Source organism: Streptomyces sp. NPDC101237 (assembly GCF_044767465.1).
In the GTDB taxonomy this organism is placed as follows: Bacteria; Actinomycetota; Actinomycetes; order Streptomycetales; family Streptomycetaceae; genus Streptomyces; species Streptomyces gramineus.
The window spans coordinates 305765-330408 of record NZ_JBIWNY010000002.1 but is presented as its reverse complement, the minus strand read 5'-3'; the positions used below and the strand labels follow the sequence as shown (position 1 = coordinate 330408).

The window sequence follows — 24644 nt, the reverse complement described above, 5'->3', positions numbered from 1 at the left end:
CACCCACCAGAACCGGCCTCTCACCGTGAGCGATCACACACCGTGAAGGATCCCCGTCCGCCGACCCAGGGCAGCGGCGGCGGCCAAGGCGGCGGAACTGGCGAAGCGGCAGGCGGCCGAGCGGCACGACGACCCGTCGTCGGCGCCGGCCTCGGGCGGCTCCTCCGGCCCCTCCTCGGCTTCCGCCTACGGGACCAAGGCCGCCAAGGCGATCGCCTTCGCCCGCGCGCAGATCGGCAAGCCGTACGTCTGGGGCGCCACCGGTCCCGGCTCCTACGACTGCTCCGGCCTCTCCCAGGCCGCCTGGAAGGCCGCGGGCGTCTCGCTGCCGCGCACCACGTACGACCAGGTGAACGCCGGCACCGCCGTCTCCCTGGCCGCCGCCCGCCCCGGCGACCTGGTCTTCTTCTACGGCGGCGGGTCGATCATCCACAGCGTGGTGCGACCGGCCTGACGCGGGCGGGGCCGGCGGGGGCACCGGCTTCCCGTCAGGACCCCCAGGTCAGGTCCACAGGACGGCGATGAAGACGTTCGCCATGGTCAGCGCGCCGACCAGGCCGAACGCGCCCTTCTCCACCTTCTCGTCGTCCCGCTTCACGTAGACGAGGCCGAGGATCACGATCAGCAGCGCGAGCTTCACACCGATCTTGACGGTGTTGACGTGGTGGTCGTCGGCCTCGTTGAGGCCGACCAGGATCACGCCCGTGGCGAGCATGGTGAACGCGCCGTGCAGCATTCCCGGGACGAACCGGGCCGTGCCCCGGCCCATCGCCTTCATCTGGGTGAGGAAGCCGCCGAGGAGCGCGGCGATGCCGATGATGTGCAGGCCGACGAAGAGATGGATGAGTACGCCCATGGCCCCGGAGCCTAACCAGCCGCCCCCGGAGCACCGCTCACCGGCCCCTCTCCGTACGGCGGCCCCTGGCGGGACACCGGCCTTCCCCCGACGTCCGCCCCGGCACCCGGCATCGCGCATATATGCGCCATAGCAGCCCGCGCACCCCGGCCGCCCCGGAACCGGCGCTTCGGTCATCCCGCCGAGTGAAGCCGACGGCTCCGGACCGGAATCCTGGCCACAAACCATCAGGTAACGATCCGGTCACACCAATTCCGTGCATCACGTTACGGACCCGACACACCCCGGCCTAGCGTCCTCCCCCAGGTGACCGACTCCCCACCGCCGCCCGGGCCAGGGGCGGCAGTCGGACACCACCGCCGAGAAAGTCCGGCGGCGGCCCGTTCCCCTGTGCGGGCCGCCGCCGGACGCGTACACCGCACCCCTGCGGCCGCACACACGCTTCCCCGGCCTGTGGACGGACGGTCCGGCGGCCTACGAAAGGACGTGACCAGTCCAGGTGGCAGCGCACCGCAAGCCCCGACAGCGCTCGCTCGGCGGCAACACGGCCCGCACGGCCGTCACCCTCGCCCTGGCGGGCGCGGCCACCGCGACGGGCTTCGAGGGGACCGGAAACGCCGAGCCGCAACTGACCCCGGCGCAGGTGAAGACCAGGGTGGACCAGCTGTACCAGGAGGCCGAGACGGCCACCGAGAAGTACGACGGGGCGAAGGAGAAGGCCGACACGGCCCAGCGTCGGATCAAGGCCCTCCAGGACCAGACCGCCCGCAAGCAGGAGAAGCTCAACTCCGCGCGCGACGCGCTCGGTCTGGCCGCGGCCGCGCAGTACCGCGACGGCGGTATCGACCCCGCGTGGCAGCTGGCGCTCTCCAGCGATCCCGACCGGTACCTGGACAACGCCGCGTTCGCCGAACGGGCGGGCGCCGCCCAGGCCGGCGCGGTGACGCGGGTGCGCCGGCAGCTGCGGGAGATCGAGCAACTGCGCGGCGCGGCACACCTGGAGCTGGCCTCGCTGCGGTCCCGGCAGGCCGAACTGGAACGGCAGAAGACCACCATCACCGGCAAACTCGCCGAGGCCCGGCGGCTGCTGGACCGGCTCTCGCCGCAGCAGCAGGCGGTGGTCACCGCGGACGGCTCCCCCGCGCGCGCCTCCCGTTCGGCCTCCGCCGGCCGCACCACACTGGCTCCGGCCCACGCCCCGGCCACCGCCTCCGACTCCCGGGCCGCGGCCGCCGTGGCGTACGCCTACTCCAAGCTCGGCAGCCCCTACATCTGGGGCGCGACCGGCCCGAACGCCTTCGACTGCTCGGGACTCGCCCAGGCCGCCTACCGCTCCGCCGGCGTCTCCCTGCCCCGCACCACCTACGCCCAGATCAACGCCGGCCGCCGGGTGTCCCGCTCCGAACTCCAGCCGGGCGACCTGGTGTTCTTCTACTCGGGCATCAGCCACGTCGGCATCTACATCGGCAACGGCCAGATGATCCACGCGCCCAACCCGTCGGCGCCGGTACGGATCGCGCCGATCGACGAGATGCCGTTCGCGGGGGCGACGCGGGTGGTGTGAGACCCCTGGGGGGCGCCTCAGACCAGCCGACGGGCCGTCGCCCAGCGGGTCAGCTCGTGCCGGTTGGACAGCTGCAACTTCCGCAGGACCGCCGACACATGGGACTCGACCGTCTTGACGGAGATGAACAGCTGCTTGGCGATCTCCTTGTAGGCGTAGCCGCGGGCGATCAGGCGCAGGACCTCGCGCTCGCGCTGGGTGAGGCGGTCGAGGTCCTCGTCGACCGGCGGGGCGTCGGTGGAGGCGAAGGCGTCCAGGACGAACCCCGCCAGACGCGGGGAGAAGACCGCGTCGCCCTCCTGGACCCGGAAGATCGAGTCGACCAGGTCGGTGCCGGTGATCGTCTTGGTCACGTAGCCGCGGGCCCCGCCGCGGATCACCCCGATCACGTCCTCGGCCGCGTCCGACACGGACAGCGCGAGGAAACGCACCGGCCGTTCGGCGTCCGCCGCCAGCGGGGCGCACCGGCGCAGCACCTCGACCCCGCCGCCGCCCGGCAGATGCACGTCGAGGAGCACCACCTCGGGCCGGGTCGCGGTGATCACCGAAACCGCCTGGTCGACGTCGGCGGCCTCCCCGACCACCTCCACGCCGGTCTGCTCGGTCTGGCCGATCTCGGCCTGCACACCGGTACGGAACATCCGGTGGTCGTCGACGAGGACCACGCGCACCCGACGCCCGGCCTTCTCGGTGCCCTCCGCCGGGCCGTTCGCCTCGGTCGCGTCGCTCATGACGTGTTCTCCGCCCTCTCCATCTCCAGTTCGACCTCCGTGCCGCCGCCCGGCACGGACCGCAGTCGCGCGGTGCCGCCGTGGCGCTCCATGCGGCCGATGATCGATTCTCTGACACCCATCCGGTCGGCGGGTATCGAGTCGAGGTCGAAACCGGGACCGCGGTCGCGGACGGACACGAAGACCGTCCTGCCCTCGGCCTCGGCGTAGACCTGGACGGCGCCGCCCTCGCCACCGTACTTGGCGGCGTTGACCATGGCCTCGCGCGCGGCCTGCATCTGCGCGCCCGTCCGCTCGTCGAGCGGGCAGTCGCCGACCACCACGACCTCGATGGGGACGCCGTGCTTGTCCTCGACCTCCGCGGCGCTGCGGCGCACCGCCTCGGCGAGGGTGGCCGGTTCGTCGGCCTCGTCCTTGCCGGTGCCCTCCGGCTTGTAGAGCCAGGTGCGCAGGTCGCGTTCCTGGGCGCGGGCGAGGCGGCGCACCTCGTTCGCGTTCTCCGCGTTGCGCTGGATCAGGGTCAGGGTGTGCAGCACGGAGTCGTGGACGTGGGCGGCGACCTCGGCGCGCTCCTGGGCACGGATGCGCATCAGCCGCTCCTCGGAGAGGTCCTGGGTCATCCGCACGAGATAGGGACCGGCGAGCAGGGTGATGCCGACGAGCACGGCGAGCGACGCCTGGAGCACCGCGCCGATGTGCGCGGCGGAGCCCTGCATGACGAAGACGCCGGAGACGCCCGCCGTGACGAGCAGGACACCGACGCCCGCGCGCAGCAGGGAGAGGGTGCGGCGGCGCCTGCCGACCTCGACCCAGCGGGCCCGGCGGGCGTTGTCCGCCTGGCGCCACACCAGTGCCGCACCGGCGGCCACCAGGACCGCGGGCAGCAGATAGGCCTTGGCGCCGTTGGTGAGGTTGACGCTGCCCACGAACACCATGGACACGACGACCATGAGGAGCAGCGCGACGATCTGGCCTCTGTCGGGTCTGCGGGCGACGAGTCTGCGCCGGCCGTCCGCCGAGGTCTCGGTGGTGACCAGGGAGGGCGGCTTCTGACCGCCGACGCCGCCGAGGCCGAGCGGCACGAAGAACCAGAACGCGGCGTAGAGCAGCGCGCCGAGGCCGTTGGCCATGAACAGGCCGACGAAGACGAGCCGCACCCACACGACGGGCAGGCCGAGGTGCCCGGCGAGGCCCCGCGCCACTCCACCGAGCCACCGTCCGTCGCTGCTGCGGTAGAGCTTGCGCGGCGGCCGCGGGTCGTCGAGGGGCACTGCTGCGGCTTCCGGCATGCCATCGATGTTCACACGCCGGGGACCCCCGGGCATCAGGGTCGGCCCCCGATACTGCCCTGATCTTCGGATTTCCCCGCGGCGGGCCGTCGGGAAGCGGTTCGAACGCGTCCCGGTCCGGGCTCGGGGCCGATCTCAGGGTTCGGCCAGGGTCATCCCGACTGCCGTCGCGGCTCCTCGCCCGTCACCATTGACTCATGACTGATCACGAGCACGCCGCGACGGGTCCGGGACCCGGCCCCGGCCCGCGGCCCGCCGAGGGCCCCGGGCCGCCGGATGCCGCGCCCGCCGCGGCGGAGTCCGCCGGGACGGGAGCGCCGGAACCGGGGGCCGACGCCACCGACGCCGGGACGCTCCCCCGGTTCCGGCGCGACCGCCGGCACAAGATGATCGCGGGCGTGTGCGCGGGACTCGGACGTCACACCGACCTGGACCCGGTGATCTTCCGCATCACCCTCGCGGTGCTGGCCGCGACCGGCGGCATCGGTCTCCTCTTCTACGGTTTCGCCTGGCTCTTCGTTCCCTACGAGGACGACGAGGAGAACGAGGTCCGCAAGCTGCTGACCGGCCGGGTCGACGGGCAGGCCCTGGCGGCGGTGCTGTTCGCCCTGGTCGGCTGCGGGGTCCTGCTGACGATGATCAGGAACGGCGGGGTGCTGACCTTCGCGGTGGTCCTGTCCGTGCTGCTGGCCGGCGCCGGGTACTGGTCGCGGCGGCGGGGCGCCCCGGACCCCGATCCGCTGGCCGCCCAGACGGTCGCCGACGCTCCTCCGGAAGCCCAGGCGCCGCCGATCTCGATCACCTACCCGTCGTGGTGGCGCGATCCGATCGTGAAGGACGGCACGCATGTCGGCGGCACCGGATATCTGTGGGGTCCGGGCGAGGCCCGCGGCCGGGAGGCACCCGGCCTCGACTTCCGGCTGAGCACGCCGTGGGTCCACGGCCAGGACACGGCCGCCCGGCGGAGCGCGCCCGCGGCGCCGCGCGGTCCGCGCTGGATCGGCGGCTGGATCTTCCTGTTCGCTCTGCTGGCAGGCGGTCTGGGCACGGGCCTGACGTGGGACACGCATCCGCTGGGCACCAGCCTGCAGACCGGTCTGGCCGGCGCGCTGATCGTGTTCGGCCTGGGCACGGCGGTCAGCTCGTTCCTGGGACGCACGGGAGCAGGTTCGCTGTTCCTGGCCCTCGTGACGGCGGCCCTGCTCGCGGCGTCGACGGCCCTGCCGTCCGACATCAGCACCCACTGGACGCGCCGGTCCTGGACCCCGGCGACGGCGGCCGAGGTGAAGCCGGCCTACGACCTGGGAAGCGGCGTCGCCACCCTGGACCTGGAACACCTACGCGTCGCCGAGGGGCGGACGGTGTCGACGGCCGCCGAGGTCGGTGCGGGCCGGCTGCGGGTCGTCGTGCCGGCGGACGTGACCGTGCGGATGAGCATCGACGTGGGACTGGGCGACATCCAGTTGCCCGGCGACGGCCAGAAGGACGTGGACGTGGCACCGGGCAAGCACGAGGACGTGACGCTGCGACCGGCGGCGGGCGCGAAGAACACGGGCACGCTCGACCTGGACCTCCAGGTCGGCGCGGGACAGGTGGAGGTGAGCCGTGCTGCGGCATGAGTTCCAGCCGGGACGGCTGGTGGTGGGCGTCTTCCTGACGGCGACGGGGATCGCCTACGCCGGTGACGCGGGGGGCCTGTGGACGACCGAGTGGTTCGCGGTCATCCCCTTGATGGTGGCCGGCCTGTTCCTGGCTGGCGTGACCGCGGCTCTGACCCGGGCGATACGCAGGCGCCGCCGCGCACCGGAGCGTTAGCGAAGAACGGAAGAAGCTAGCGCAGGCCGCCGGAGCGTCGCCTGCGCCTGGCATGCAGCATCGCGTCCAGCGAGAGGTAGGGCGCACCGGCCAGGACCAGAGGCAGCCAGGCCATCAGGTAGGCGAGGTCGTTGCCGTAGTAGTACGGGGAGTTGGCCCAGCTGATGGTCAGCCAGAGGCTGAGCGAGATGAGCGCACCGCCGAGGGCCGCCACCCGGGCCAGCAGGCCGAAGAGGGTGCCGAGGCCCACGGCGAGTTCACCGAGGGCGATCGCGGTGCCGAAGCCGACCGGGTTCTTCAGAGCCAGGTCGATCAGGGCGGGGATGGCGGCGGAGTCCCGGACCCCGCGCATGGTGTCGCCGATGGAACCGGCGCCGCCGGACTTCAGGAACTCGCTGCTGGTCAGTTTGTCCAGACCGGCATAGATGAAGGTGACGCCCAGGAAGATCCGCAGAGGAAGGAGGGCGTATCGGGTGGCGGTCTCCCGTAGACCACCACGATCGCCATCGAGATACGGGGGATGCGTGTCCGTACGAATGCCGTGAGTCATCGCCACTAGCCGCCTCTCGCCGGTGTGCACAGGGCCCCTCAACAGACCATACGTACGGCAACCGCGAGCGGCTCAACCCTCTCGCGGACGTTTTTCCGAATTTCGGCGGGTCTTCGTCACCCGCACGGCCACACGCACGGTGGCGCCGCCGCCGTAACGGCCGTTCCCGTCACCCGGTCACCTCGGCCGGGTCACTCGGTCACCTCGACCACGCAGCGGTTGGTGGCCGTCCCGGCGGCCGTCACCACCTGGATCTCCACCGGCCCCGGCTCCACCTCGACGGGTACGGGGACGGTGAGGACGCCGTCCGTGGGATTGCTGAAGCCGCCGGCGACGGGGACCAGCGGGACGTGGACGTTGACCGCGCCGACTCGCACGACCATGCGGGCCAGGCGGTCGGCGGTCTGGGCGCCGGGAGGCACGAAGCCGGTGCCGCGGATCTCGATGTCGTCGCCGGTGCGGATGGGCGCGTCCAGGGCGCCTGCCTCGCGGGCGCGGACGACGGAGAGGATGACCGGCCGGCCGCCCTCGGCGTACTTGCCGGCGAGGTAGGTCGCGGCGGAGATCAGGACGACGGTCGCCAGGCCCCAGGGCAGGTCCGGCAGCTGGTCGGGGCGGCGGGCGAGGCGTACGGCGGCGAAGACCAGGGCGACGGCGCCGATCACGACGTACTGGATGTCGGCGAAGGTGCCCCGGCCGGAGTCGTCGGTGAGCAGGTCGGCCGCGCGGGGGCGGTGTGCGGGCACCTTCTGCAGGCGCTGGCCGAGGATGCGCAGCCCGACCACCCGGCGAACCAGCACGGCGATGCCGCAGACCACGGCGAGGACGGTCACCACACCGGCCCCCCGGGCGAGGTCGAGGCCGGCGATCAGGGCGTCCCGGTCGGCGGGAGAGGAGGCGACGGCCAGACGGCCGGCGAGGACGAGCACGGCGTAGGCGACGAAGAGGACCCAGGAGGCGGCCACGGTGCGGGAGGTGGACATGCGGTTGTCCTCGCCGATCACGGGGGCGAGCACGCCGCCGCGCGAGCGGTGGAACCAGGAGCCGGCGGTCAGCGCGAGGGCGACGGCCACGGCGGCGGCCAGTCCGGCGGTGCGGGCGCTGGTCCAGCCGGCGCCGATCGCGGTGAGGGACTGGACCAGGAGCATGATCACGACGGTGGCCCAGACCGTCACGACGGTGCGCTGCCAGAGCCGGGCGAGCCAGGCCTCGCCCTCGGCGCGGCCGCGTTCGGCGACCACTTCGGCGGACTGGGAGAGTTCCTCGGAGACCCACTGCCGGGAGGCGGAGGCGGAGTGGGCCACCGCCGCGGGCAGGCCCTGTCCGGCCGCGAACTCCTCGCGTTTGAGCAGGAATTCGGCGACCGCCCGCCGATGTCCCTCGCGTGCCCCGTGCGGACAGTCCCCGCACGCGCAGCCGCCGCCGTGGACACCCGAACCGGGGCCCTGCCTCGCCTCCTGCACCGCCACGCCCGACGCCCGCCTTCCCCACGCCCGGGGCACGACGCTCAGGGCCCTGGCCGGGGCCGGACGACGCCGCGCAACTCCCTTGTGTCGAGGACGAATTGTGCCCTACGCCACGCTGTCCGCGTCCAGCAGGTCGGTGACCGCGGGTGAAGGTACGGCCGACAGGTTGACCCGGCTGCGAGAATCCCCCCATGGCCGAGATCATCCAGCGGGACGGGACCTGGGCCTTCGACGGCAGCACGCTCCGGATCACGCCGGGGCGCCACCGCTCCGTGCCGCTGTTCCGGCAGACGTACGGGGAGATCGCCGTGCCGCTGGAGGCGGTGGCGGGGGTGGTGCACGAGCCGGAGCGCAGGCACGGACGACTGCGGCTGCGGCTACGCGAGGGGGCGGATCCGCTGCTCCAGGCGACCGGCGGAAGGCTTCCGGAGACCGCGGATCCGTATCTGCTGACGGTGGACGGGGACCGGTCCGGGGTGGCGGAGTACGTCGTGGCGGAGATCCGGCAGTCCCTGCTGCTGGAGGAGATCCCGAGGGAGCCGGCGAAGGCGTACCTGCTGCCGGGGCCGCCGGTTCCGGTGTCGGTGCGGTCCTCGGACGGCACGGTGTCGTTCGACGGTACGCAGGTGCGGATCGACTGGGCCGACACCTCCGACCGGGTCAAGCGGGCGACCGGGCCGCGGATCATCGGCGTCGGCGACCTGGTGCAGGTGGAGTGGCTGCCCAACTCGGGCTACGAGGACGGCTTCCTGCGGTTCGTGACCCGGGAGACGGCGTTCTCGAAACTCCCGGCGGAGCGCGACCCCTACGCGCTGGACCTGTGGGGCAGCGTCCGCCGCGATCTGCTGACGGCGCTGGTGGCCGCCGCGGTCACGGCCCGGCTGCCGCATCCCTCGACCCGCGCGGGCGCGGAGTACGCCGACCGGGACCGGCCGCCGGCAACCGTGCCGCGCCCGTCCGCCGACCACCACGACGTGCTGCTGCGCAGGCTCCGGGAGCTGGGCGAGCTGCACAGGGACGGCGTGCTGACGGACGAGGAGTTCACGGCGACCAAGGCGGCGGTGCTGCGCAGCTTCTGAGCCGACGGCCCGGCGGGTCCCGGAAGGGACGCGGACGACGGCTCCTAGCTCAGCAGATCCGGTTCGGCGCGGCTGATGTCCTGCCACAGGGGCTGGTAGTTGATCCAGGCCACCAGGTCGCCGCCGAGCTGTTCGCGGGTGGCGACGGCGAGTTTGTGGTCGATGAGCAGCGGACGGCCGGCCGCCTTCGCGGCCAGCTGGACCTGTGCGGACTTCTCCATGGACAGGAACCACCAGGCCGCCGCGTCGACCGAGTCGCCGACGGTCAGCAGCCCGTGGTTGCGCAGCACCAGTGCCTTGTGGGAGCCGAGGGCGTCGGCGATCCGCCGGCCCTCCTCGGCGTCCACGGCGACGCCGGTGTAGGCGTCGTAGAGGGCGTGGTCCTCGTAGAAGGCGCAGCTCTCCTGGCTGATCGGGTCGAGCAGGTCGCCGAGGGCGGACAGCGCGCGGCCGTGCACGGAGTGGCAGTGGGCGACGGCGACGACGTCCGGGCGGGCCGCGTGCACCTGGGCGTGGACGGTGAAAGCGGCCTGGTTGACGTGGTAGCGGCCCTCGATCACCTGGCCGTCCTGGTTGGCCAGGACGAGGTCGCTGACGGTGACGTGCTTGAACGGCATGCCGAACGGATTGACCCAGAAGCAGTTCGAGTACTCGGGGTCGCGGGCGGTGATGTGCCCGGAGACTCCGTCCTCCAGTCCGGCCCGGCCGAAGATCCGCAGCGCGCCCGCGAGCCGCTCCTTGCGATGCCGGCGCTCGTCGTCCAGCGAGTCGTGCATCGGCGGCATCGCGAACCGGAGCTGATCCGTGGGCAGCGGCAGGGGCGGAGTCGGCCCGTGCATAGGTCCTCCAGCACTGGGTTTGTGTTACGGGCGGAAGTTACCGTCGGTCAGCGCAGGAAAACAGAGCTGTTCTGTAAAGATGACGCCCGCGAGCAAAACACGACAGAAGATGTCGTGTATCGGCAGCAGACTGGCACGCATGACACGCACCGTCCCCGCAACCGGAACCCCTGCCGTCCGCTGGGCGGACTTCGCCGCCGCCGCGCCCGACCTGGCCCGAGCCGCCGAGACACGCTTCACCGCCCAGCCGCACCACGTCCTGGCCACGCTCCGCAAGGACGGCTCGCCCCGCACCTCGGGCCTGGAGGTCCGGTTCCTGGACGGCGACCTCTGGCTCGGCATGATGCCGGACTCGGTGAAGGCCCTGGACCTGCTGCGCGACCCGAGGTTCGCGCTCCAGGCCAACCCCGGGGAGGGCACCGGCATGGGCGGCGGCGACGTCCGGATCGGCGGACGGGCCCACGAGGTGACGGACGCGGCGGTGAAGGGGAGGTTCACGGAAGAGGTGGTGGTGCCCGAGGGACCGTTCCACCTCTTCCGTGCCGAGCTGACGGAGGTCGTGCGGACCCGCGTCGAGGACGACACCTACCTGGTCGTCGAGGCCTGGCGGCCCGGCGGGCCCGTGCGCACGGTCAAGCGCACGTAGGGCCCGCTACTCCCACTCGATGGTGCCCGGCGGCTTCGAGGTGACGTCGAGGACGACCCGGTTGACGTCGCGGACCTCGTTGGTGATCCGGGTGGAGATCTTCGCGAGGACGTCGTACGGCAGGCGCGACCAGTCGGCCGTCATGGCGTCCTCGGAGGAGACCGGGCGCAGCACGATCGGGTGACCGTAGGTGCGGCCGTCGCCCTGGACGCCGACCGAGCGGACGTCCGCGAGCAGGACCACCGGGCACTGCCAGATGTCGCGGTCCAGGCCGGCCGCGGTCAGCTCCTCGCGGGCGATGGCGTCGGCGTCGCGGAGCAGGTCGAGCCGCTCCTTGGTGACCGCGCCGACGATCCGGATGCCGAGGCCGGGGCCGGGGAAGGGCTGGCGCTGGACGATCTCCTCCGGCAGGCCAAGCTCCTGGCCGACCATGCGGACCTCGTCCTTGAACAGCTTGCGCAGCGGCTCGACGAGCTGGAACTCCAGGTCCTCGGGGAGGCCGCCGACGTTGTGGTGGGACTTGATGTTGGCCGTGCCGGAGCCGCCGCCGGACTCGACCACGTCCGGGTAGAGGGTGCCCTGGACGAGGAACTCCACCGCCGGGCCCTCGTCCGCGATGATCTCGGCCTGCGCCTGCTCGAAGACCCGGATGAACTCGCGGCCGATGATCTTGCGCTTCTCCTCCGGGTCGGAGACGTCCTTCAGCGCGCTCAGGAAGCGCTCCTCGGCGTCCACGACGACCAGCTTGACGCCGGTCGCGGCCACGAAGTCCTTCTCGACCTGCTCGGTCTCGCCCTTGCGCATCAGGCCGTGGTCGACGTACACGCAGGTCAGCTGGTCACCGATGGCGCGCGCGACGAGCGCCGCGGCCACCGCGGAGTCCACGCCGCCGGACAGGCCGCAGATGGCGCGCTTGTCGCCGACCTGCTCGCGGATGAGGGCGACCTGCTCCTCGATCACGTTGCCGGTGGTCCAGGACGGGGTGAGGCCCGCGCCCCGGTACAGGAAGTGCTCCAGCACCTGCTGGCCGTGCGTGGAGTGCATGACCTCGGGGTGGTACTGGACGCCGTAGAGCTTCTTCTCGTCGTTCTCGAAGGCGGCGACCGGGACGACGTCCGTGGACGCGGTGACGGTGAAGCCCTCGGGAGCGGCGGAGCAGGCGTCACCGTGGGACATCCACACGTGCTGCTCGTCCGGGGTGCCCTCGAAGAGGGTGGACGACGACCGGGAGACGTGCAGGTCGGTGCGGCCGTACTCGCGGGCGCCGGTGTTGTCGACGGTGCCGCCGAGGACCTGGGCCATCAGCTGGAAGCCGTAGCACATGCCGAAGACGGGAACGCCGGCCTCGAAGAGCGCGCGGTCCAGGCGGGGGGCGCCCTCCTCGTACACGGACGAGGGGCCGCCGGAGAGGATGACCGCCGCCGGGTTCTTGGCGAGCATCTCGGCGACCGGCATGGTGCTGGGCACGATCTCGCTGTAGACCCGGGCCTCGCGGACGCGGCGGGCGATGAGCTGGGCGTACTGCGCGCCGAAGTCGACGACCAGGACGGTGTCGGGGGTGGCGGCAGCGGGAGTCGCTGATGACACGGGGTGCCTTCCGGCGGTGGGGCGGGGGTCTGTGGTTACCGATTCTAACGGGGCGGGCGGGCGACGCCCTGACGAGGTGGTGTGGCATACTCGCCGCCATGCTCACGCAGACGACCTTCACCTTTACCTATGGCGACCGGCCCGCCGGCTGCCATGGTCGTTTCGCTTGAGCATCTACTGACGAGCGACTTCCCCAGGCGCCCCGGGCCGACAAGGTCCGGGGCGCCTGGTGTTTCTCCGGATCCTGCCGGTCCGAGGCCCCTCCCCTGCGAGGACCGCCTGGGAACCCCCGAGACGAGGAGCCCCGAGATGAGCGTCACCCCCGCCGAGAAGACCGGCGCCCGTACCGCCGAGGCCGCCGGAGTGATCACCGGCGCCCGCGAGCGCATCGACGCGCTCGACGACCGGATCATCGGCATGATCCAGGAACGGATGGCGGTCTCCGCCGTCATCCAGGAGGCCCGCATCACCTCCGGCGGCCGCCGGGTGAACCTGTCCCGGGAGATGGAGGTTCTCGGTCACTACAGCGAGGCGCTCGGCAGGCCGGGCACCGCCCTGGCCATGACGCTCCTCGAACTGTGCCGCGGGCGGATCTGAGTTCGGGCGGATCTGAGTTCGGGCGGACCTGAGTTCGGAGCCTTCTCACCCGTACGGCGCGTGACCGGCACCCGGACCGCTTCGTTGGTGGGGTGTCCGTGCCAGCCAGGGGCGGCCCGAAAGAACCACGCGTGGCTCGCTGGAGCGATGAGGCGTACGGATCGTGCCGTGCGCCGTGGGACCTCGCTCCAGTCATGTGACCGGACGGCAGGGGACAGCAGCCCGGTCACACCTGAGACGGCCGGCTCCGGGGACGCCCGGGGCCGACCGGCGGAAAATCGCAAATATGCACAAGGGCTGGGTCAAACGGTTGCGGAGGCCCCGTGCATCCAGCACGATGCCTGGAGGGCCCCCACAGCCTTCAGAAGCTCCCACGTCCCAGTTCAGGCAGCGTAATTGCCGTGCGCCGACCGTCCGCCGAAGGTCGACACCCGCCGTACGCCCCGAGTGCTCAGGGGCGCCCGCCCGGGGCGGGACGGTGGCACAGGGCACAGAGACCAGCGGCGCAACCCCCCGGCGCCGCTCCCAGGCACCGACGCTGCCCTGACGTCGGTGCTGACGAAAGAAGGGCCCCGCGGCTCCGTCCCGCGGGGCCCTTCGCCTTTCCCCGAAGACCCCTCGGCGCAGACCCGTCGTCGGCGACGCGCCCTCCGGCGGAAGCGCGGCTCCGGGTGGCTCCGGCGGCTAGGTCCGGCTGACCGTGCCGCAGTCCTCAGGGCCGTCGCCGAGCTGCCGGCTGCGGTCGTACGGGTCGACCGACGGCCCGCTCGGGGCGGCGCTGCCCGTCGGCGCCCGGGACGGGAACTGCGGGTGCAGGAAGCCGTCGTCGACGTCGCAGGCGGAGTTGCCCGCGTCCTCCAGGTAGCGGACGAGGGTCAGCCGGCCCGGGGTCACCCGGTAGCGCACGGGATCGGGAAGTTCGGTGTCGACGATCCGGCGCACGATGGTCCGGGTGACCTCGCCCGAGCCGTCGACCGGGACGACCGGGTAGACGAAGGTGTAGTCCGCGTGCACGGCGACGCCGCCGAACGTGCCTTTGCCGAAGGTGATCCGGCCCCGGGTCTTGACGACCTTGCCGGCCGGCATCACGTCCTCGGGGTCGAAGCGGCTGAAGAGGGACAGCGGGTCGTGGGCCTTGCTGGGGTGGCGCAGCGCGGTGTCCAGCTCGTCGAGGACGCGGGGCTGCCGGGGGTCGAGGACCGCGAGGGCGGCGTCGGGGCGGGCGCCGGCCACGACCTCGGGGTCGAGGTTGGCGTCGACGAGCAGCTTCCTGGTCTGCCGGAGGGCCAGTTCGACGCGGTCCTTCGGGATCGAACCGAGCGCGGTGGCCTTCGGCAGCACGATGCCGGCCGCGCCGTCGGCCCAGCGCAGCGCCGGGGAACCGGCGAACGGATGGGCCAGGGTGGGGGTGTCGGCGGCGACCGCGGACGGCGCCGCGGTCGGAGCGGCGGTCTCGGCCGGGAGTTGCGAGGTCGCGGTGTCCGCGCCGGACGCCGGCCCGAAGGGGTCGCCGGGGATCAGCGACGGCCGCACCGCCACGAGAGCGACGGCGATCGCCACCGGCAGGCCGAGCACCGCCCACAGCCTGCGGCGCCGCGCGGCCCGCCCGTCCATCTCCCGCCAGGCGGGCCCGGTCCGCCAACCCTCCGGCTCCTGCCGCCCCTTGAGCCGCTCGGCCACCTGCCGGGCACGGGCGGAGGGCTCCTTCGGCGCGGACCTGCGGATGTCGCGCTCGGAGTCGCGGATGAACCGCTCCCACACCTCGTCGGGTATGGCGGAGGACGACGACGGTTCGTCCCCCGACGACTGTTCGGACCGTCTGTCAGACATCGCACTCTCTCGCTCGGCCGTTCGACTGGGGGAGAATAGCCCTGGAACCGGCCGCGGAGACGACCCCCTCCGCGACCGACCGTGAGTGACGACCGTCACATGAGAATTCGGTGAATGCGGAGGCAACCATTCACTGGATTCGCCGGTCACATCACTGGAACCAGCGGTTACATCCGTCTGCCGCGCCTGATTCACGGGGGTCCTCATGAAGCTTCGCCGCGCCATGGCCGCGGCAGCCGCCACGGCTGTCATCGCGCCCATAGCCCTGCTCTCGGCACCGGCCGCCTTCGCGGACGACCTGCCCTCGGCCTCCGAGAGCGCGCCCAGCGAGATCCCGAGCGACACGGCCTCGGCCTCCGCTTCGGACTCCGCGGCGCCGAGCGACAGCGCCTCCGCGTCCGAGTCGGCCCCGGCGTCCGCCTCGCCCAGCGATAGCGCGAGCGCCAGTGCGAGCGCGTCGGCCTCGGCCGAGCCGTCCGATTCGGCGGAGCCCAGCGAGGACCCGACCGACCCGGACGTCCCCTACTGCGAGGACCTCGACCAGGACTTCGGCCACGCCAAGGTGTCCGCCGACATCAAAGGCCTGCCCGGCAAGATCGTCGCCGGTGACGGCTTCCACGGCTTCAAGCTGGTCGTGACCAACGAGTCCAAGACCGACGTCGAGGGCGTCGCCTTCTACGCCGAGATCGAGAACTACGAACTGAGCGAGTCGAAGTTCCTCAGCCCGTACGTCGACCTGGAGTTCAAGAACGCCGAGACCGGCTCCTGGGACCGGATCGGCAGCGACGACTGGGCCGGCGACTACTTCTTCTACGTCGACAAGCTCAAGTCCGGCGCGAGCAGGTCGGTCGACCTGCGGGTCTCCATCGACGCCAAGGCGCCCGCCGGTGACGCCTACTCCTTCGGCTCCGGCGCCTACCTCGACAAGGTCGACGGCCAGGACTGCATCGCCGAGGGCTGGGCGCAGTACGACTTCACGGTCCTCAAGGCCGGCTCCGCCAACCCGGCCCCGGGTACGGCCACGCCGAGCGACGACGGCGGCAAGGACTCCGTGAAGCGGCCGCAGGGCGAGATCTCCGACCTGCCGACCGGCAACCTCGCCGAGACCGGCTCCAGTTCGGCCCTGCCGGTCATCGGCCTGGTCGGCGGGGTCGCCGTCGTGGCCGGTGCCGGCGCGGTGTTCGTGGTCCGGCGCCGGAAGGCCGGGGCGGTCGCCTAGCCATGTGAACGAGGTCGCGCGGCCCGCCTTCCGAGGCGGCCGCGCGCACCGGACGAAGAGGGACCTGGGCTCGGAGGGGGGCACAGGTCCCTCTTCGGTGTCCGGGCGCTCGCCCTTTGGGCTACTTCTTCGGGGGCACGGCCGGGATGTCCAGCAGCGGCAGGCGCAGCGCGCCGAAGGCACCGGCCGGGACCGCGGGGCGGTGCGGCTCGACCGGCCGCAGCCGCTCGTACGCCTCGCCCTGCCGCGGCCGCGGGTCCGCCTCGCCCTTGTTGGGCCAGTACGACATCGCGCGCTCGGCCTGCGCGGTGATGGTCAGGGACGGGTTCACGCCCAGGTTCGCGGAGACGGCGGCGCCGTCCACGACCGAGATGCCGGGGTGGCCGTAGAGCCGGTGGTACGGGTCGATGACGCCGGTCTCGCGCGAGTCGCCGATCGGGCAGCCGCCGAGGAAGTGCGCGGTGAGCGGAGTGCCCATCAGTTCGCCGACGTTGCTGCCGGCGAAGCCGTTGATCTCGGCGGCGAGCACGGTCGCGGCCCGGGAGGCGGCCTCGATCTGCTTGGGGTTAGGCGCGCCGTGGCCCTGCCGGGCGGTGAGCAGGCCCTTGCCGACGCCGTCCGGTTTCAGGTACGTCGTCAGGGAGTTGTCCAGGGACTGCATCACCAGGCCGATGATGGTCCGCTCCGACCACTTCCGGTTGGAGAGCGAGCGCAGCACGAGCATCGGGTGGCGGGCCGCGTTCGCCAGCCAGCCGAGGACGCGGGAGGAGCCTTCCGCGTACGGCACCTGGAGGATGGACATGCCGCCCATCGCGTTGGAGCCCTTGCCGTAGCGGACCGGCTCGATGTGGGTGTTCGCGTCCGGGTGGATGGAGGACGTGATGGCGACGCCCCGGGTGAAGTCGGCCTTCGGGGTGCCGTGCGCCCTGCGGTAGCGGCGGTCGTCGGTCTGGGCGCCGACCAGCGCCTCGGAGTTGGTGCGGGTGAGGTCGCCCAGCCGGTCGGACAGGTACGGCAGTTGGCCGCCGGCCTTCATCCGGTGCAGCAGCGTCTGGGTGCCGTAGGTGCCGGCCGCGACGACGACCCGGCGGGCCGTGAAGATCCGGCCCTCCGCCTTCTTGTCGTCGGTGGGGAGGGTCGCGATCGCGTAGCCGCCCCGCGAGTCGTCGGTGACGGAGACGACGGTGGTCATGGGATGGACGGCCGCGCCCGCCCGTTCGGCGAGGTGGAGGTAGTTCTCGTTGAGGGTGTTCTTCGCGCCGTGCCGGCAGCCGGTCATGCACTCGCCGCACTCGGTGCAGGCGTTGCGGGCGGGGCCGGCGCCGCCGAAGTAGGGGTCGGCGACCCGGTCGCCGGGCGCGGCCTTCGCGTCGCCGGCGGCGTCCTTGCCGTCGCCGAAGAAGACACCGACGGGGGCGAGATGGAAGGTGTCGCCGACGCCGAGCTTCTCCGCCGCGGCCTTCAGGTGCACGTCGGAGGGCGTCATCGTCGGGTTGAGCCGCACGCCGAGCATGCGCTCCGCCTGGTCGTAGTACGGCTTCAGCTCCTCCTGCCAGTCGGTGATGTCCCGCCACTGGGGGTCGTCGAAGAAGGTCTTCGGCGGGACGTAGAGGGTGTTGGCGTAGTTGAGCGAGCCGCCGCCGACGCCCGCGCCGGCCAGCACCATGACGTTGCCGAGGAGGTGGATGCGCTGGATGCCGTAGCAGCCGAGCCGGGGCGCCCAGAGGTAGTTCTTGATGTCCCAGGAGTTCTTCGGGAGCGACTCGCGGGTGAAGCGGCGACCGGCCTCCAGGACGCCCACGGTGTAGCCCTTCTCCGTCAGGCGCAGGGCGGTCACGGATCCGCCGAATCCTGATCCGACGACGATGACGTCGTAGTCGTAGGTGTCCTGGGGCACGGGTGCTCCTCGTCGAGTGTCGCGTGCGGGCCGTCAGTGGTGGGTGGCGCGGTCGCCCGCGCCCCCGAAGGCGCGCCTCAGCGCAGCCTCAGTGCCTTCATCACCTTCAGGCTGGTACTCATGAAGGCGGCGTACTTCTCGTCGTCCATGCCGAGGGAGGGGGCCATGGGGAGCAGGCGCTGCTGGGCGACGGTCTGGGCCTCGGTGTACTTCAGGATGCCCTCCGAGCCGTGCCGGCGGCCGAGGCCCGAGTCCTTCATGCCGCCCATCGGGGACTGGACGCTGCCGTAGGCGGGTGCGTAGCCCTCGTTGATGTTGACGGTGCCGGTGCGCAGGCGGGCGGCGACCGCGCGGCCGCGGCTGCCGTTCCTCGTCCAGACCGAGGAGTTCAGGCCGTACGGCGTGCCGTTGGCGTGCTCGACGGCCTCGTCCTCGGTCCTGAAGCGGTAGAGGGAGACGACCGGGCCGAAGGTCTCCTCCGTGCAGACGGCCATCGCGTCCTCGACGCCGTCCAGGATGGTCGGCTCGTAGAAGTAGGGGCCGATGTCGGGGCGTGCGGTGCCGCCGGCGACGACGGTCGCGCCCTTCTCCACGGCCTCCGCCACATGGCGGGTGACCGTCTCCAGCTGCCGCTCCCCCACCAGGGATCCCATGTCCGCGCCGTAGGCCAGTGACCTGCCCAGCCGCATGGCCCTGGTGCGGGCGGCGAACCGCTCGACGAAGGCGTCGGCGACCGATTCGTGGACGTACAGCCGCTCGATGGAGATGCAGAGCTGGCCGGCCGAGGAGAAGCAGGCGCGGACCGCGCCGGCCGCCGCCTTCTCGATGTCGGCGTCCTCCAGGACCAGCATGGCGTTCTTGCCGCCGAGTTCGAGGGAGACGCCGACCAGCCGGGCCGCCGCGCCCTGGGCGACCTCGCGCCCGGTGCGGGTGGAGCCGGTGAAGGAGACGTAGTCGGCGTGCCGGACGACCTCGGGGCCGACGACCGGGCCCTCGCCGAGGACGACCTGGAAGACGTCGGCGGGCAGCCCGGCCTCGATGAGGATGTCGCGGGCCCACAGGGCGGTCAGGCAGGTCTCGGTGTCCGGCTTCATGACGACCGCGTTGCCCGCGACGAAGGCGGGCAGCGCGTCGCCGACGGAGAGTTCGAGCGGGTAGTTCCAGGGAGCGATCTGGCCGACCACGCCCCGCGGGTGCCGGAGTTCGGTGACCTTGGTGAGGGTGGGCATGGCGCCGGCGTGCCGCTTGGGGCGCAGGTAGGCGGGGGCCTTGCGGCCGTAGTGCCGGGCGGCCACGGCGACCGCCTGCACCTCCTCGTGCGCGTGCAGGCGGGCCTTGCCGGTCTCCAGCTGGATGAGGTCGAGGACCTCCGCCTGCCGGGCCAGCACCAGGTCGTGGAAGCGGAGCAGGACGGCCGCGCGCTGCCGTACCGGCACCTTCTCCCACACGGCCTGCGCGGCGCGGGCCGCCTCGAAGGCCTTCGCCACGTCCTCGGGGTTGGACTCGGGCAGGTCGGCCAGCTTCTCGCCGGTGAAGGGCGTGTGGTTGGCCGTGCGGCCGGAGCCGACGACGCCCTTGGTGAGCTGGGCGACCAGCTCGGGCGTGACCACGTCGGCGGCGGTTCGGGCCCCCGCGGGTGCGGGAGCGAGCGGGTTCGTGCCGGTGATGGCCGGTGCGGGGGCCGGGGCCTGCGAGTCCGTCATGGCCGCAGGGTATGCGGGAGCGGGGCCTTTGGGTACCCGTGGGTAACCCGGTTTCACCGAGTGCTCACACCCTGCCAGTGATCACTGGCAGGGAATGTGCTGATCAGGCCGTGGGACGGGGACGGGCGCCCGCGTTCAGCCGCGTTCCGGTTTTTTGGCGAGGAGGAGGCCGAGGGCGGCGAAGGGCGTGAGGCGACGGGGTTCGTCGGCCGTCGGCGACGGCTCCGCGCGGGGCGGCCGGGGTGCCGGCGCCGGGGGTTCGGTGACCCACTCCGGCAGGGCCGCGCCGGCGGCTTCGGCGAGGGCCTCGGCCGCCTCGGGGGCGGCCGGCCTGGCCTCCGGGTCGAGGGCGAGCAGGCGCTCCAGGAGCGGGCCGAGCGGACCGGGGTCCGGCGCGGTGGCCGCCCGCAGCAGCGCGCCGAGCGACCACAGGTCGGAGGCGGGCCCGGCGCCGCGCCCGGCGGCGCACTCGGGAGCCAGGAAGCCGTCGGAACCGCCGTGCCCCTCTTGCTCACCGTGCCGGCCCTGCTGTGTCTGCTGGCCCGCTCCGATGCCGAAGTCGGTCAGCACGACCCGGTCGCCCCCGGCGTCCAGGAGGACGTTGGACGGCTTGAGGTCGCGGTGCACGATGCCGACGCCGTGGGCGGCGTGCAGGGCGCCGAGCACGGCGAGCCCGATCCTGGCGGCCTCGGCGGGCGCCAGCGGACCGTCCGCGGCGAGGGCCTCCTCCAGCGACGGGCCCTCCACCAACTCCATGACGACCCAGGGAAGTTCGTTCTCCAGAAGGACGTCGAGGATGGTGACGGCGGCCGGGTGGTCGACGCGCGCGGCGGCCCGCGCCTCGTGCAGCAGGCGGTGGGCGGCGCGCTGCCGTTCCCCGGCGTCCGGCTCGCCGGTCGGGCGCGGCTCCTTGACGGCGACCTGTCGCCCGTCCTGCTCGTCGTGGGCGCGCCACACGGTGCCGGTCGGCCCGGAGCCGATGCGCTCGGCGAGCCGGTAGCGCCCGCCGATCAGACGTTCCCCGACCGGCCGTTCGCCGTCTTCACTCATGGCACATGAGTACCGTGCGCGCCATGCCCTTGTCGAAGCGGCACGGTCAGCGGCCCGCGGGGCGATCCGGCGCCCGGCCCGGCACGAACGTGTCCACGGCCACGTCGAAGTACTCCCGCGCCTCCCGCACCTTCCCGACCGGCGCCGACACCCACACGTCGTACGACCGGCCGCCCTCCTCCCAGCACAGGTCGAAGGTGTGCCGGGGCCCCTCCGCCGCGCTGAAGCCCTTCCAGGTGAACTCCCAGAGGGCGGCCGGGTGTCCGGAGCGGGTGGTGTCGGTGACCCGACCGTCGTGGTAGCCGGGGTTGGTGCTCGGTCCCTCGGCCGCCGCCCGCCGCATCGCCGTACCCGGACCGCCGGTCTGCGGCTCCGACACCCGGACGCCGAGCCGGAAGGCCTGACCCGGTGACAGGTAGAAGACACGCTGGCCCTGCGGGTCGCGGGTGAAGTCCTCCGGTACGGCGAGGGAGAAGCCGCCGGGATCCCGCGCGAGCCGGTAACCGGACGGCACCTGGCGGGAGTTCGCGGGCGAGGGCGGGGACGGGCGTACGGACGGCGAGGCCGGCGGCGGTGTCCGGGACGGGGTCGGGGCGGTGGCCGTCGGGCGCGGCGCGGAGACCGACGCCGTGGTCCCGGGGGCCGGACCGCGGCCGCCTCCGCCGCCGTGGAAGAGCAGCGCGGCCGCCGACACCCCGGCCCCGGCCATCGCCGCGACGAGCAGCGCGGCGACCAGCACCCCGCGGGACGAGTTCCCGGGCCGGCCGTCCGGCGCCGGGGCGGGCGGCCGGGGCACGTCGCGCTGGGTCGGCGTGTACGCGGCGGCGCCGGTACCGTCCGCGGCGGACGCGGCCGGCACGGTCCCGGTCTCCAGGAACCCGCGCAGCATCCGCTCGGCCTCCGCCGCGCCCAGCCGCCGCTCGGGATCCCGCTCCAGCAGCCCTCGTACGACCGGCAGCAGCGGCTCCGCCTGGGACGGTGGCCGGATCTCGTCGGAGACCACGGCGTGCAGGATCCCGCCGAGCGAGTCGCGGCGGAACGGCGACTCGCCGCTGAGCGCCGCGCACAGCAGCACGCCCAGCGACCACAGGTCGGAGGCGGGACCGGACCGGGAGCCGGACATCCGCTCGGGCGCCGTGTACTCGGGCGACCCGACGAAGGAGCCGGTCTCGGTGAGCGTGGTGGCGCCCGCGACCTGGGCGATCCCGAAGTCGGTGAGCACGACACGCCCGGTGCCGGTCTCGACGAGCACGTTGGCCGGTTTGATGTCCCGGTGCAGCACCCCGGCCGTGTGCGCCGTCCGCAACGCGCTCAGCAGGGCGATCCCGATCCGGGCGGTCTCCTCGACGTCGACCGGGCCGTGCCGGGAGATCCGGTCGGCGAGTGAGCCCCCGACGATCAACTCCATGACGATGTAGGGGCGTTCGCCCACCTCGACCACGTCGTGCACCACGATGATGTGCGGGTGGTGCAGCTGTGCGACGGCCTGCGCCTCACGCAGGGTGCGGTCGCGGCGCAGCCGGGCGTCGTCGTCCGGCAGCGAGTCGTCGACGGTGAGTTCCTTCACGGCGACCTGCCGGCCGAGCAACTGATCGGTAGCGCGCCACACGACACCCATTCCGCCCCGCCCGAGCCGCGTTTCCAGGCGATAACGCCCCGCGATCAGACGAACGGCTTCCCCGTCGGTCCCCATGGGCCCATGATGCCCCACCGGACGCCGCCGTTCCGGACGCCGACCGGCCAACAAACCGGGCCCCGGCAGCACCCGGGGGCGTACGGGCTCAGCGGGACGTTCCCGAGCACTCCCGCTCCGCGCCGTTCCCCGGACTGATTGCCGACCATTCCAGAGACGATCATTCTCAGCCACAACGGTTTTCAAAAACCGCGAAAACCATGACACGTTGCCCGCATCCACCCTCCACACACGGCAAGACGGGTGACTGGAAGCACGCTGTCACATGAACCCTGTGAAGCTTTATCGTCTCTTTTTGGGAAACATGGGAAAGCGCCTTTCCGTGAAGGAGTTCCGCCGGAGCGAGCCGTAGAACCGAGGTCATTCCTCCACAAGTGCTGTGGACAGAACGCACCGGCGGAAAGCCAGGCCGGCAGGACGAGGGCCCCCGGACGCTCTCAGTGCTCGACCTCTCGCCAGCTCTGGAGGACGGAGGTGAACTGCTTGCTGGTGGTGGCCCAGTCGTCCGCCGGTGATGCCGTGTAGATCGCGTACTCGACGCCGTCGCGGGTGAAGTAACCGACGTCGAGGGCTCGATACGGACCCGGGACCTTCGCGTCCTTGGGCAACGCGGTCCACGTGGATTCCCAGCGGCAGCTCGGCAGATCGCGGTACGTGTCCTTCTTCAGGCTCACCGTCCTGTAGTCCACCAGCTTGCCGTCGAGCTGCGCCTCGAGATTGCGCATGTGGTCGTACGCGTTGGTGAAGTCGGGTGACGTGTCGACGGCGATGCGTACGAGATGCGTGCCCCCGTCGGGCGAGTAGTCGACCTGCTCCAGGCCGTTCGTCTCTTTGATGGAGACCGAGCGCTTCCAGCCCGCCGGCAGGTACAGCGAGAAGCCCACGGGGTCGTCGTACCGTTGCCAGCCCGCGGGGATCGTGCCGCCCGGAGTCCTGGTCGCGCCCTGCGAGGCGGAACCGGAGGTGGCCGGTGTCGCTGTGCCGGTGGGGCCGTCGCGGTGGGCCGTGTTCCAGTTCTGCAGGGCGATCGCCGCGCCGCCGCCGAGCAGGGCGGCCACCGTGACGACCAGCGCGAGCGTACGCAGCCGGCGTCGCCCGGACCGGCCGGCGGGGGGCGGTGGTCCGATGGTCGTCGCCGGGGTCGTGGAGCCGCCCGAAGCGCTCCGGCCCTCGTAGGAACCGCCGTAGGAGCCGCCGCGCGAGTCGCCGTAGGGGCCGCCCCGCGAGCCGGCGTACGGGCTGCCGTACGACGCCGAGTCCCGTGAGCTGTCGTACGAACCGCCGTACGGCGTACCGGAGTCGGGCCGGGGCACCTCGGTGACTTGCGACCGTGTCGGTACGTACGCCTGGGCGCCGTTGGGCCGCCGGCCCTCCGCCGCCTCGGCGAGCATGTGCTCGGTCTCCTCGGGGCCGGGCCGCTGGTCGGGCTCCTTGCGCAGCAGCGCGGTGATGACCGGCTCCAGCGGGCCCGCGTTGCGCGGTTCGGTGGCCTCGTCCTCGACGACGGCCTGCATGGTGGTCAGCGGCGAGGTGCGGCGGAACGGCGAGCGCCCCTCCACCGCGGTGTACAGCGTGGCGCCCAGCGCCCACAGGTCGGAGGACGGCCCGGGGTCGTGCCCGCGCACGCGCTCCGGCGCGAGGTAGTCGACGGATCCGACGACTTCGCCGGTACGGGTGATCGTGGTGTCGCCCTCGATCTGCGCGATGCCGAAGTCGGTGAGGAGGACCCGGCCGTCCCGGCCGAGCAGGACGTTGCCGGGCTTGATGTCCCGGTGCAGGACGCCGGCGCCGTGCGCGGCGCGCAGCGCGCGCAGCACCCACAGCCCGATCCGGGCCGCCTCCCGCGGTTCGACGCGCCCGCGTTCCTTGACCTCGTCGGCCAGCGAGTGGCCCTCGACCAGTTCCATGACGATCCACGGGCGGCCGTCGTGTTCGAGGACGTCGTGCACGGTGACGACGGCGGAGTGGTTGATGCGCGCCGCGGCCCGGGCCTCGGCCCGGGTGCGGGCCAGCAGGACGGCCTGGTCGCTCTCGGAGACGTAGAGCGCGGCCGTCAACTCCTTGATGGCGACGGCCCGGTGCAGCACTTCGTCGTGGGCGCGCCACACCCTGCCCATGCCGCCGCTGCCGATGATGTCGGCCAGCCGGTAGCGGCCCGCGATGAGCAGGCCCTGCATCTGATTCACGTTGCCCCGCAATGGTCTTGTCAGGGTCAGACTAAGGACCCCCCTGC

Annotated in this window: 20 protein-coding genes and 1 pseudogene; 8 read left to right on the top strand and 13 right to left on the bottom strand. The window is 72.6% G+C overall.

The window, feature by feature from the left end; translation table 11 throughout:
- Positions 1–58: 58 nt before the first annotated feature.
- A pseudogene (locus ACIRQ9_RS04530) lies at positions 59–454 on the top strand (C40 family peptidase); the annotation flags it as partial.
- A 48-nt stretch (positions 455–502) separates the two neighbouring features.
- Here the strand turns inward: ACIRQ9_RS04530 and ACIRQ9_RS04525 are convergent.
- Positions 503–856 (bottom strand): hypothetical protein, encoded by a 354-nt coding sequence (locus tag ACIRQ9_RS04525; protein ID WP_404167047.1) that lies wholly within the window; start codon positions 854–856, stop codon positions 503–505.
- Between the two features lie 499 nt (positions 857–1355).
- On the opposite strand from ACIRQ9_RS04525, the gene ACIRQ9_RS04520 reads away from it, so the two are divergent.
- Entirely contained in the window at positions 1356–2420 is a 1065-nt protein-coding gene (locus ACIRQ9_RS04520; RefSeq protein WP_404167045.1) for an NlpC/P60 family protein, read from the top strand.
- 17 nt (positions 2421–2437) lie between these two features.
- Here ACIRQ9_RS04520 and ACIRQ9_RS04515 read toward each other — a convergent pair whose 3' ends face one another.
- Positions 2438–3151, bottom strand: a complete 714-nt coding sequence (locus ACIRQ9_RS04515; protein ID WP_351318292.1) for a response regulator transcription factor — start codon at positions 3149–3151, stop codon at positions 2438–2440.
- Positions 3148–4440, bottom strand: a complete 1293-nt coding sequence (locus ACIRQ9_RS04510) for a PspC domain-containing protein (protein WP_404167043.1) — start codon at positions 4438–4440, stop codon at positions 3148–3150. The genes ACIRQ9_RS04515 and ACIRQ9_RS04510 overlap by 4 nt, the downstream gene beginning before the upstream one ends.
- A 197-nt stretch (positions 4441–4637) precedes the next feature.
- Here ACIRQ9_RS04510 and ACIRQ9_RS04505 point away from each other — a divergent pair, with 197 nt between their 5' ends.
- Entirely contained in the window at positions 4638–6059 is a 1422-nt protein-coding gene (locus ACIRQ9_RS04505) for a PspC domain-containing protein (RefSeq protein ID WP_404167041.1), read from the top strand.
- Positions 6046–6255 (top strand): hypothetical protein, encoded by a 210-nt coding sequence (locus ACIRQ9_RS04500; RefSeq protein ID WP_404167039.1) that lies wholly within the window; start codon positions 6046–6048, stop codon positions 6253–6255. Before ACIRQ9_RS04505 ends, ACIRQ9_RS04500 begins: the two co-directional genes overlap by 14 nt.
- 16 nt (positions 6256–6271) lie before the next feature.
- Here the strand turns inward: ACIRQ9_RS04500 and ACIRQ9_RS04495 are convergent, their stop codons facing one another.
- Together ACIRQ9_RS04495 and ACIRQ9_RS04490 are read right to left on the bottom strand one after the other, a co-directional pair.
- A complete protein-coding gene (locus ACIRQ9_RS04495; RefSeq protein ID WP_351318284.1) occupies positions 6272–6805 on the bottom strand; it encodes a DoxX family protein in 534 nt (177 codons plus the stop codon).
- 191 nt (positions 6806–6996) lie between these two features.
- Positions 6997–8274: a hypothetical protein gene (locus tag ACIRQ9_RS04490; protein WP_404167037.1), complete on the bottom strand. Its 1278-nt coding sequence runs from the start codon at positions 8272–8274 to the stop codon at positions 6997–6999.
- A gap of 188 nt (positions 8275–8462) precedes the next feature.
- Between ACIRQ9_RS04490 and ACIRQ9_RS04485 the strand changes: the two genes are divergently transcribed.
- Positions 8463–9350 carry a DUF4429 domain-containing protein gene (locus ACIRQ9_RS04485; RefSeq protein ID WP_404167035.1) on the top strand — a complete coding sequence of 296 codons (888 nt, stop codon included), beginning with the start codon at positions 8463–8465 and terminating at the stop codon, positions 9348–9350.
- Positions 9351–9394: 44 nt separating this feature from the next.
- Here the strand turns inward: ACIRQ9_RS04485 and ACIRQ9_RS04480 are convergent, their stop codons facing one another.
- The gene (locus tag ACIRQ9_RS04480) at positions 9395–10189 is read right to left on the bottom strand and encodes a class II aldolase/adducin family protein (RefSeq protein ID WP_404167033.1); all 795 of its coding nucleotides are present in this window, start codon (positions 10187–10189) and stop codon (positions 9395–9397) included.
- Positions 10190–10328: 139 nt separating this feature from the next.
- Between ACIRQ9_RS04480 and ACIRQ9_RS04475 the strand changes: the two genes are divergently transcribed.
- Positions 10329–10835 (top strand): pyridoxamine 5'-phosphate oxidase family protein, encoded by a 507-nt coding sequence (locus ACIRQ9_RS04475; protein WP_404167031.1) that lies wholly within the window; start codon positions 10329–10331, stop codon positions 10833–10835.
- 6 nt (positions 10836–10841) lie between these two features.
- On the opposite strand, the gene guaA is transcribed toward ACIRQ9_RS04475, so the two are convergent.
- Complete coding sequence (guaA, locus tag ACIRQ9_RS04470) at positions 10842–12422, bottom strand: glutamine-hydrolyzing GMP synthase (protein WP_404167029.1); 1581 nt, start codon at positions 12420–12422, stop codon at positions 10842–10844.
- A gap of 309 nt (positions 12423–12731) precedes the next feature.
- Here guaA and ACIRQ9_RS04465 point away from each other — a divergent pair, with 309 nt between their 5' ends.
- Positions 12732–13019 carry a chorismate mutase gene (locus tag ACIRQ9_RS04465; protein WP_404167027.1) on the top strand — a complete coding sequence of 96 codons (288 nt, stop codon included), beginning with the start codon at positions 12732–12734 and terminating at the stop codon, positions 13017–13019.
- 684 nt (positions 13020–13703) lie between these two features.
- Here ACIRQ9_RS04465 and ACIRQ9_RS04460 read toward each other — a convergent pair.
- Positions 13704–14849, bottom strand: a complete 1146-nt coding sequence (locus tag ACIRQ9_RS04460) for a hypothetical protein (RefSeq protein WP_404167025.1) — start codon at positions 14847–14849, stop codon at positions 13704–13706.
- Positions 14850–15054: 205 nt separating this feature from the next.
- On the opposite strand from ACIRQ9_RS04460, the gene ACIRQ9_RS04455 reads away from it, so the two are divergent.
- On the top strand, positions 15055–16068 hold the full coding sequence (locus ACIRQ9_RS04455; RefSeq protein ID WP_404167023.1) for an LAETG motif-containing sortase-dependent surface protein: 1014 nt from the start codon (positions 15055–15057) through the stop codon (positions 16066–16068).
- A gap of 121 nt (positions 16069–16189) precedes the next feature.
- Here ACIRQ9_RS04455 and ACIRQ9_RS04450 read toward each other — a convergent pair whose 3' ends face one another.
- From ACIRQ9_RS04450 to ACIRQ9_RS04430, 5 genes are all read right to left on the bottom strand, one after another.
- A complete protein-coding gene (locus ACIRQ9_RS04450) occupies positions 16190–17965 on the bottom strand; it encodes a GMC family oxidoreductase N-terminal domain-containing protein (protein ID WP_404167021.1) in 1776 nt (591 codons plus the stop codon).
- Positions 17966–18042: 77 nt separating this feature from the next.
- Positions 18043–19668, bottom strand: a complete 1626-nt coding sequence (locus tag ACIRQ9_RS04445; RefSeq protein ID WP_404167019.1) for a succinic semialdehyde dehydrogenase — start codon at positions 19666–19668, stop codon at positions 18043–18045.
- A 135-nt stretch (positions 19669–19803) separates the two neighbouring features.
- Positions 19804–20718: a serine/threonine-protein kinase gene (locus ACIRQ9_RS04440; protein ID WP_404167017.1), complete on the bottom strand. Its 915-nt coding sequence runs from the start codon at positions 20716–20718 to the stop codon at positions 19804–19806.
- 46 nt (positions 20719–20764) lie between these two features.
- On the bottom strand, positions 20765–22411 hold the full coding sequence (locus ACIRQ9_RS04435; RefSeq protein ID WP_404167015.1) for a serine/threonine-protein kinase: 1647 nt from the start codon (positions 22409–22411) through the stop codon (positions 20765–20767).
- Between the two features lie 437 nt (positions 22412–22848).
- Positions 22849–24588, bottom strand: a complete 1740-nt coding sequence (locus tag ACIRQ9_RS04430; protein ID WP_404167013.1) for a protein kinase — start codon at positions 24586–24588, stop codon at positions 22849–22851.
- Between the last annotated feature and the right edge of the window lie 56 nt (positions 24589–24644).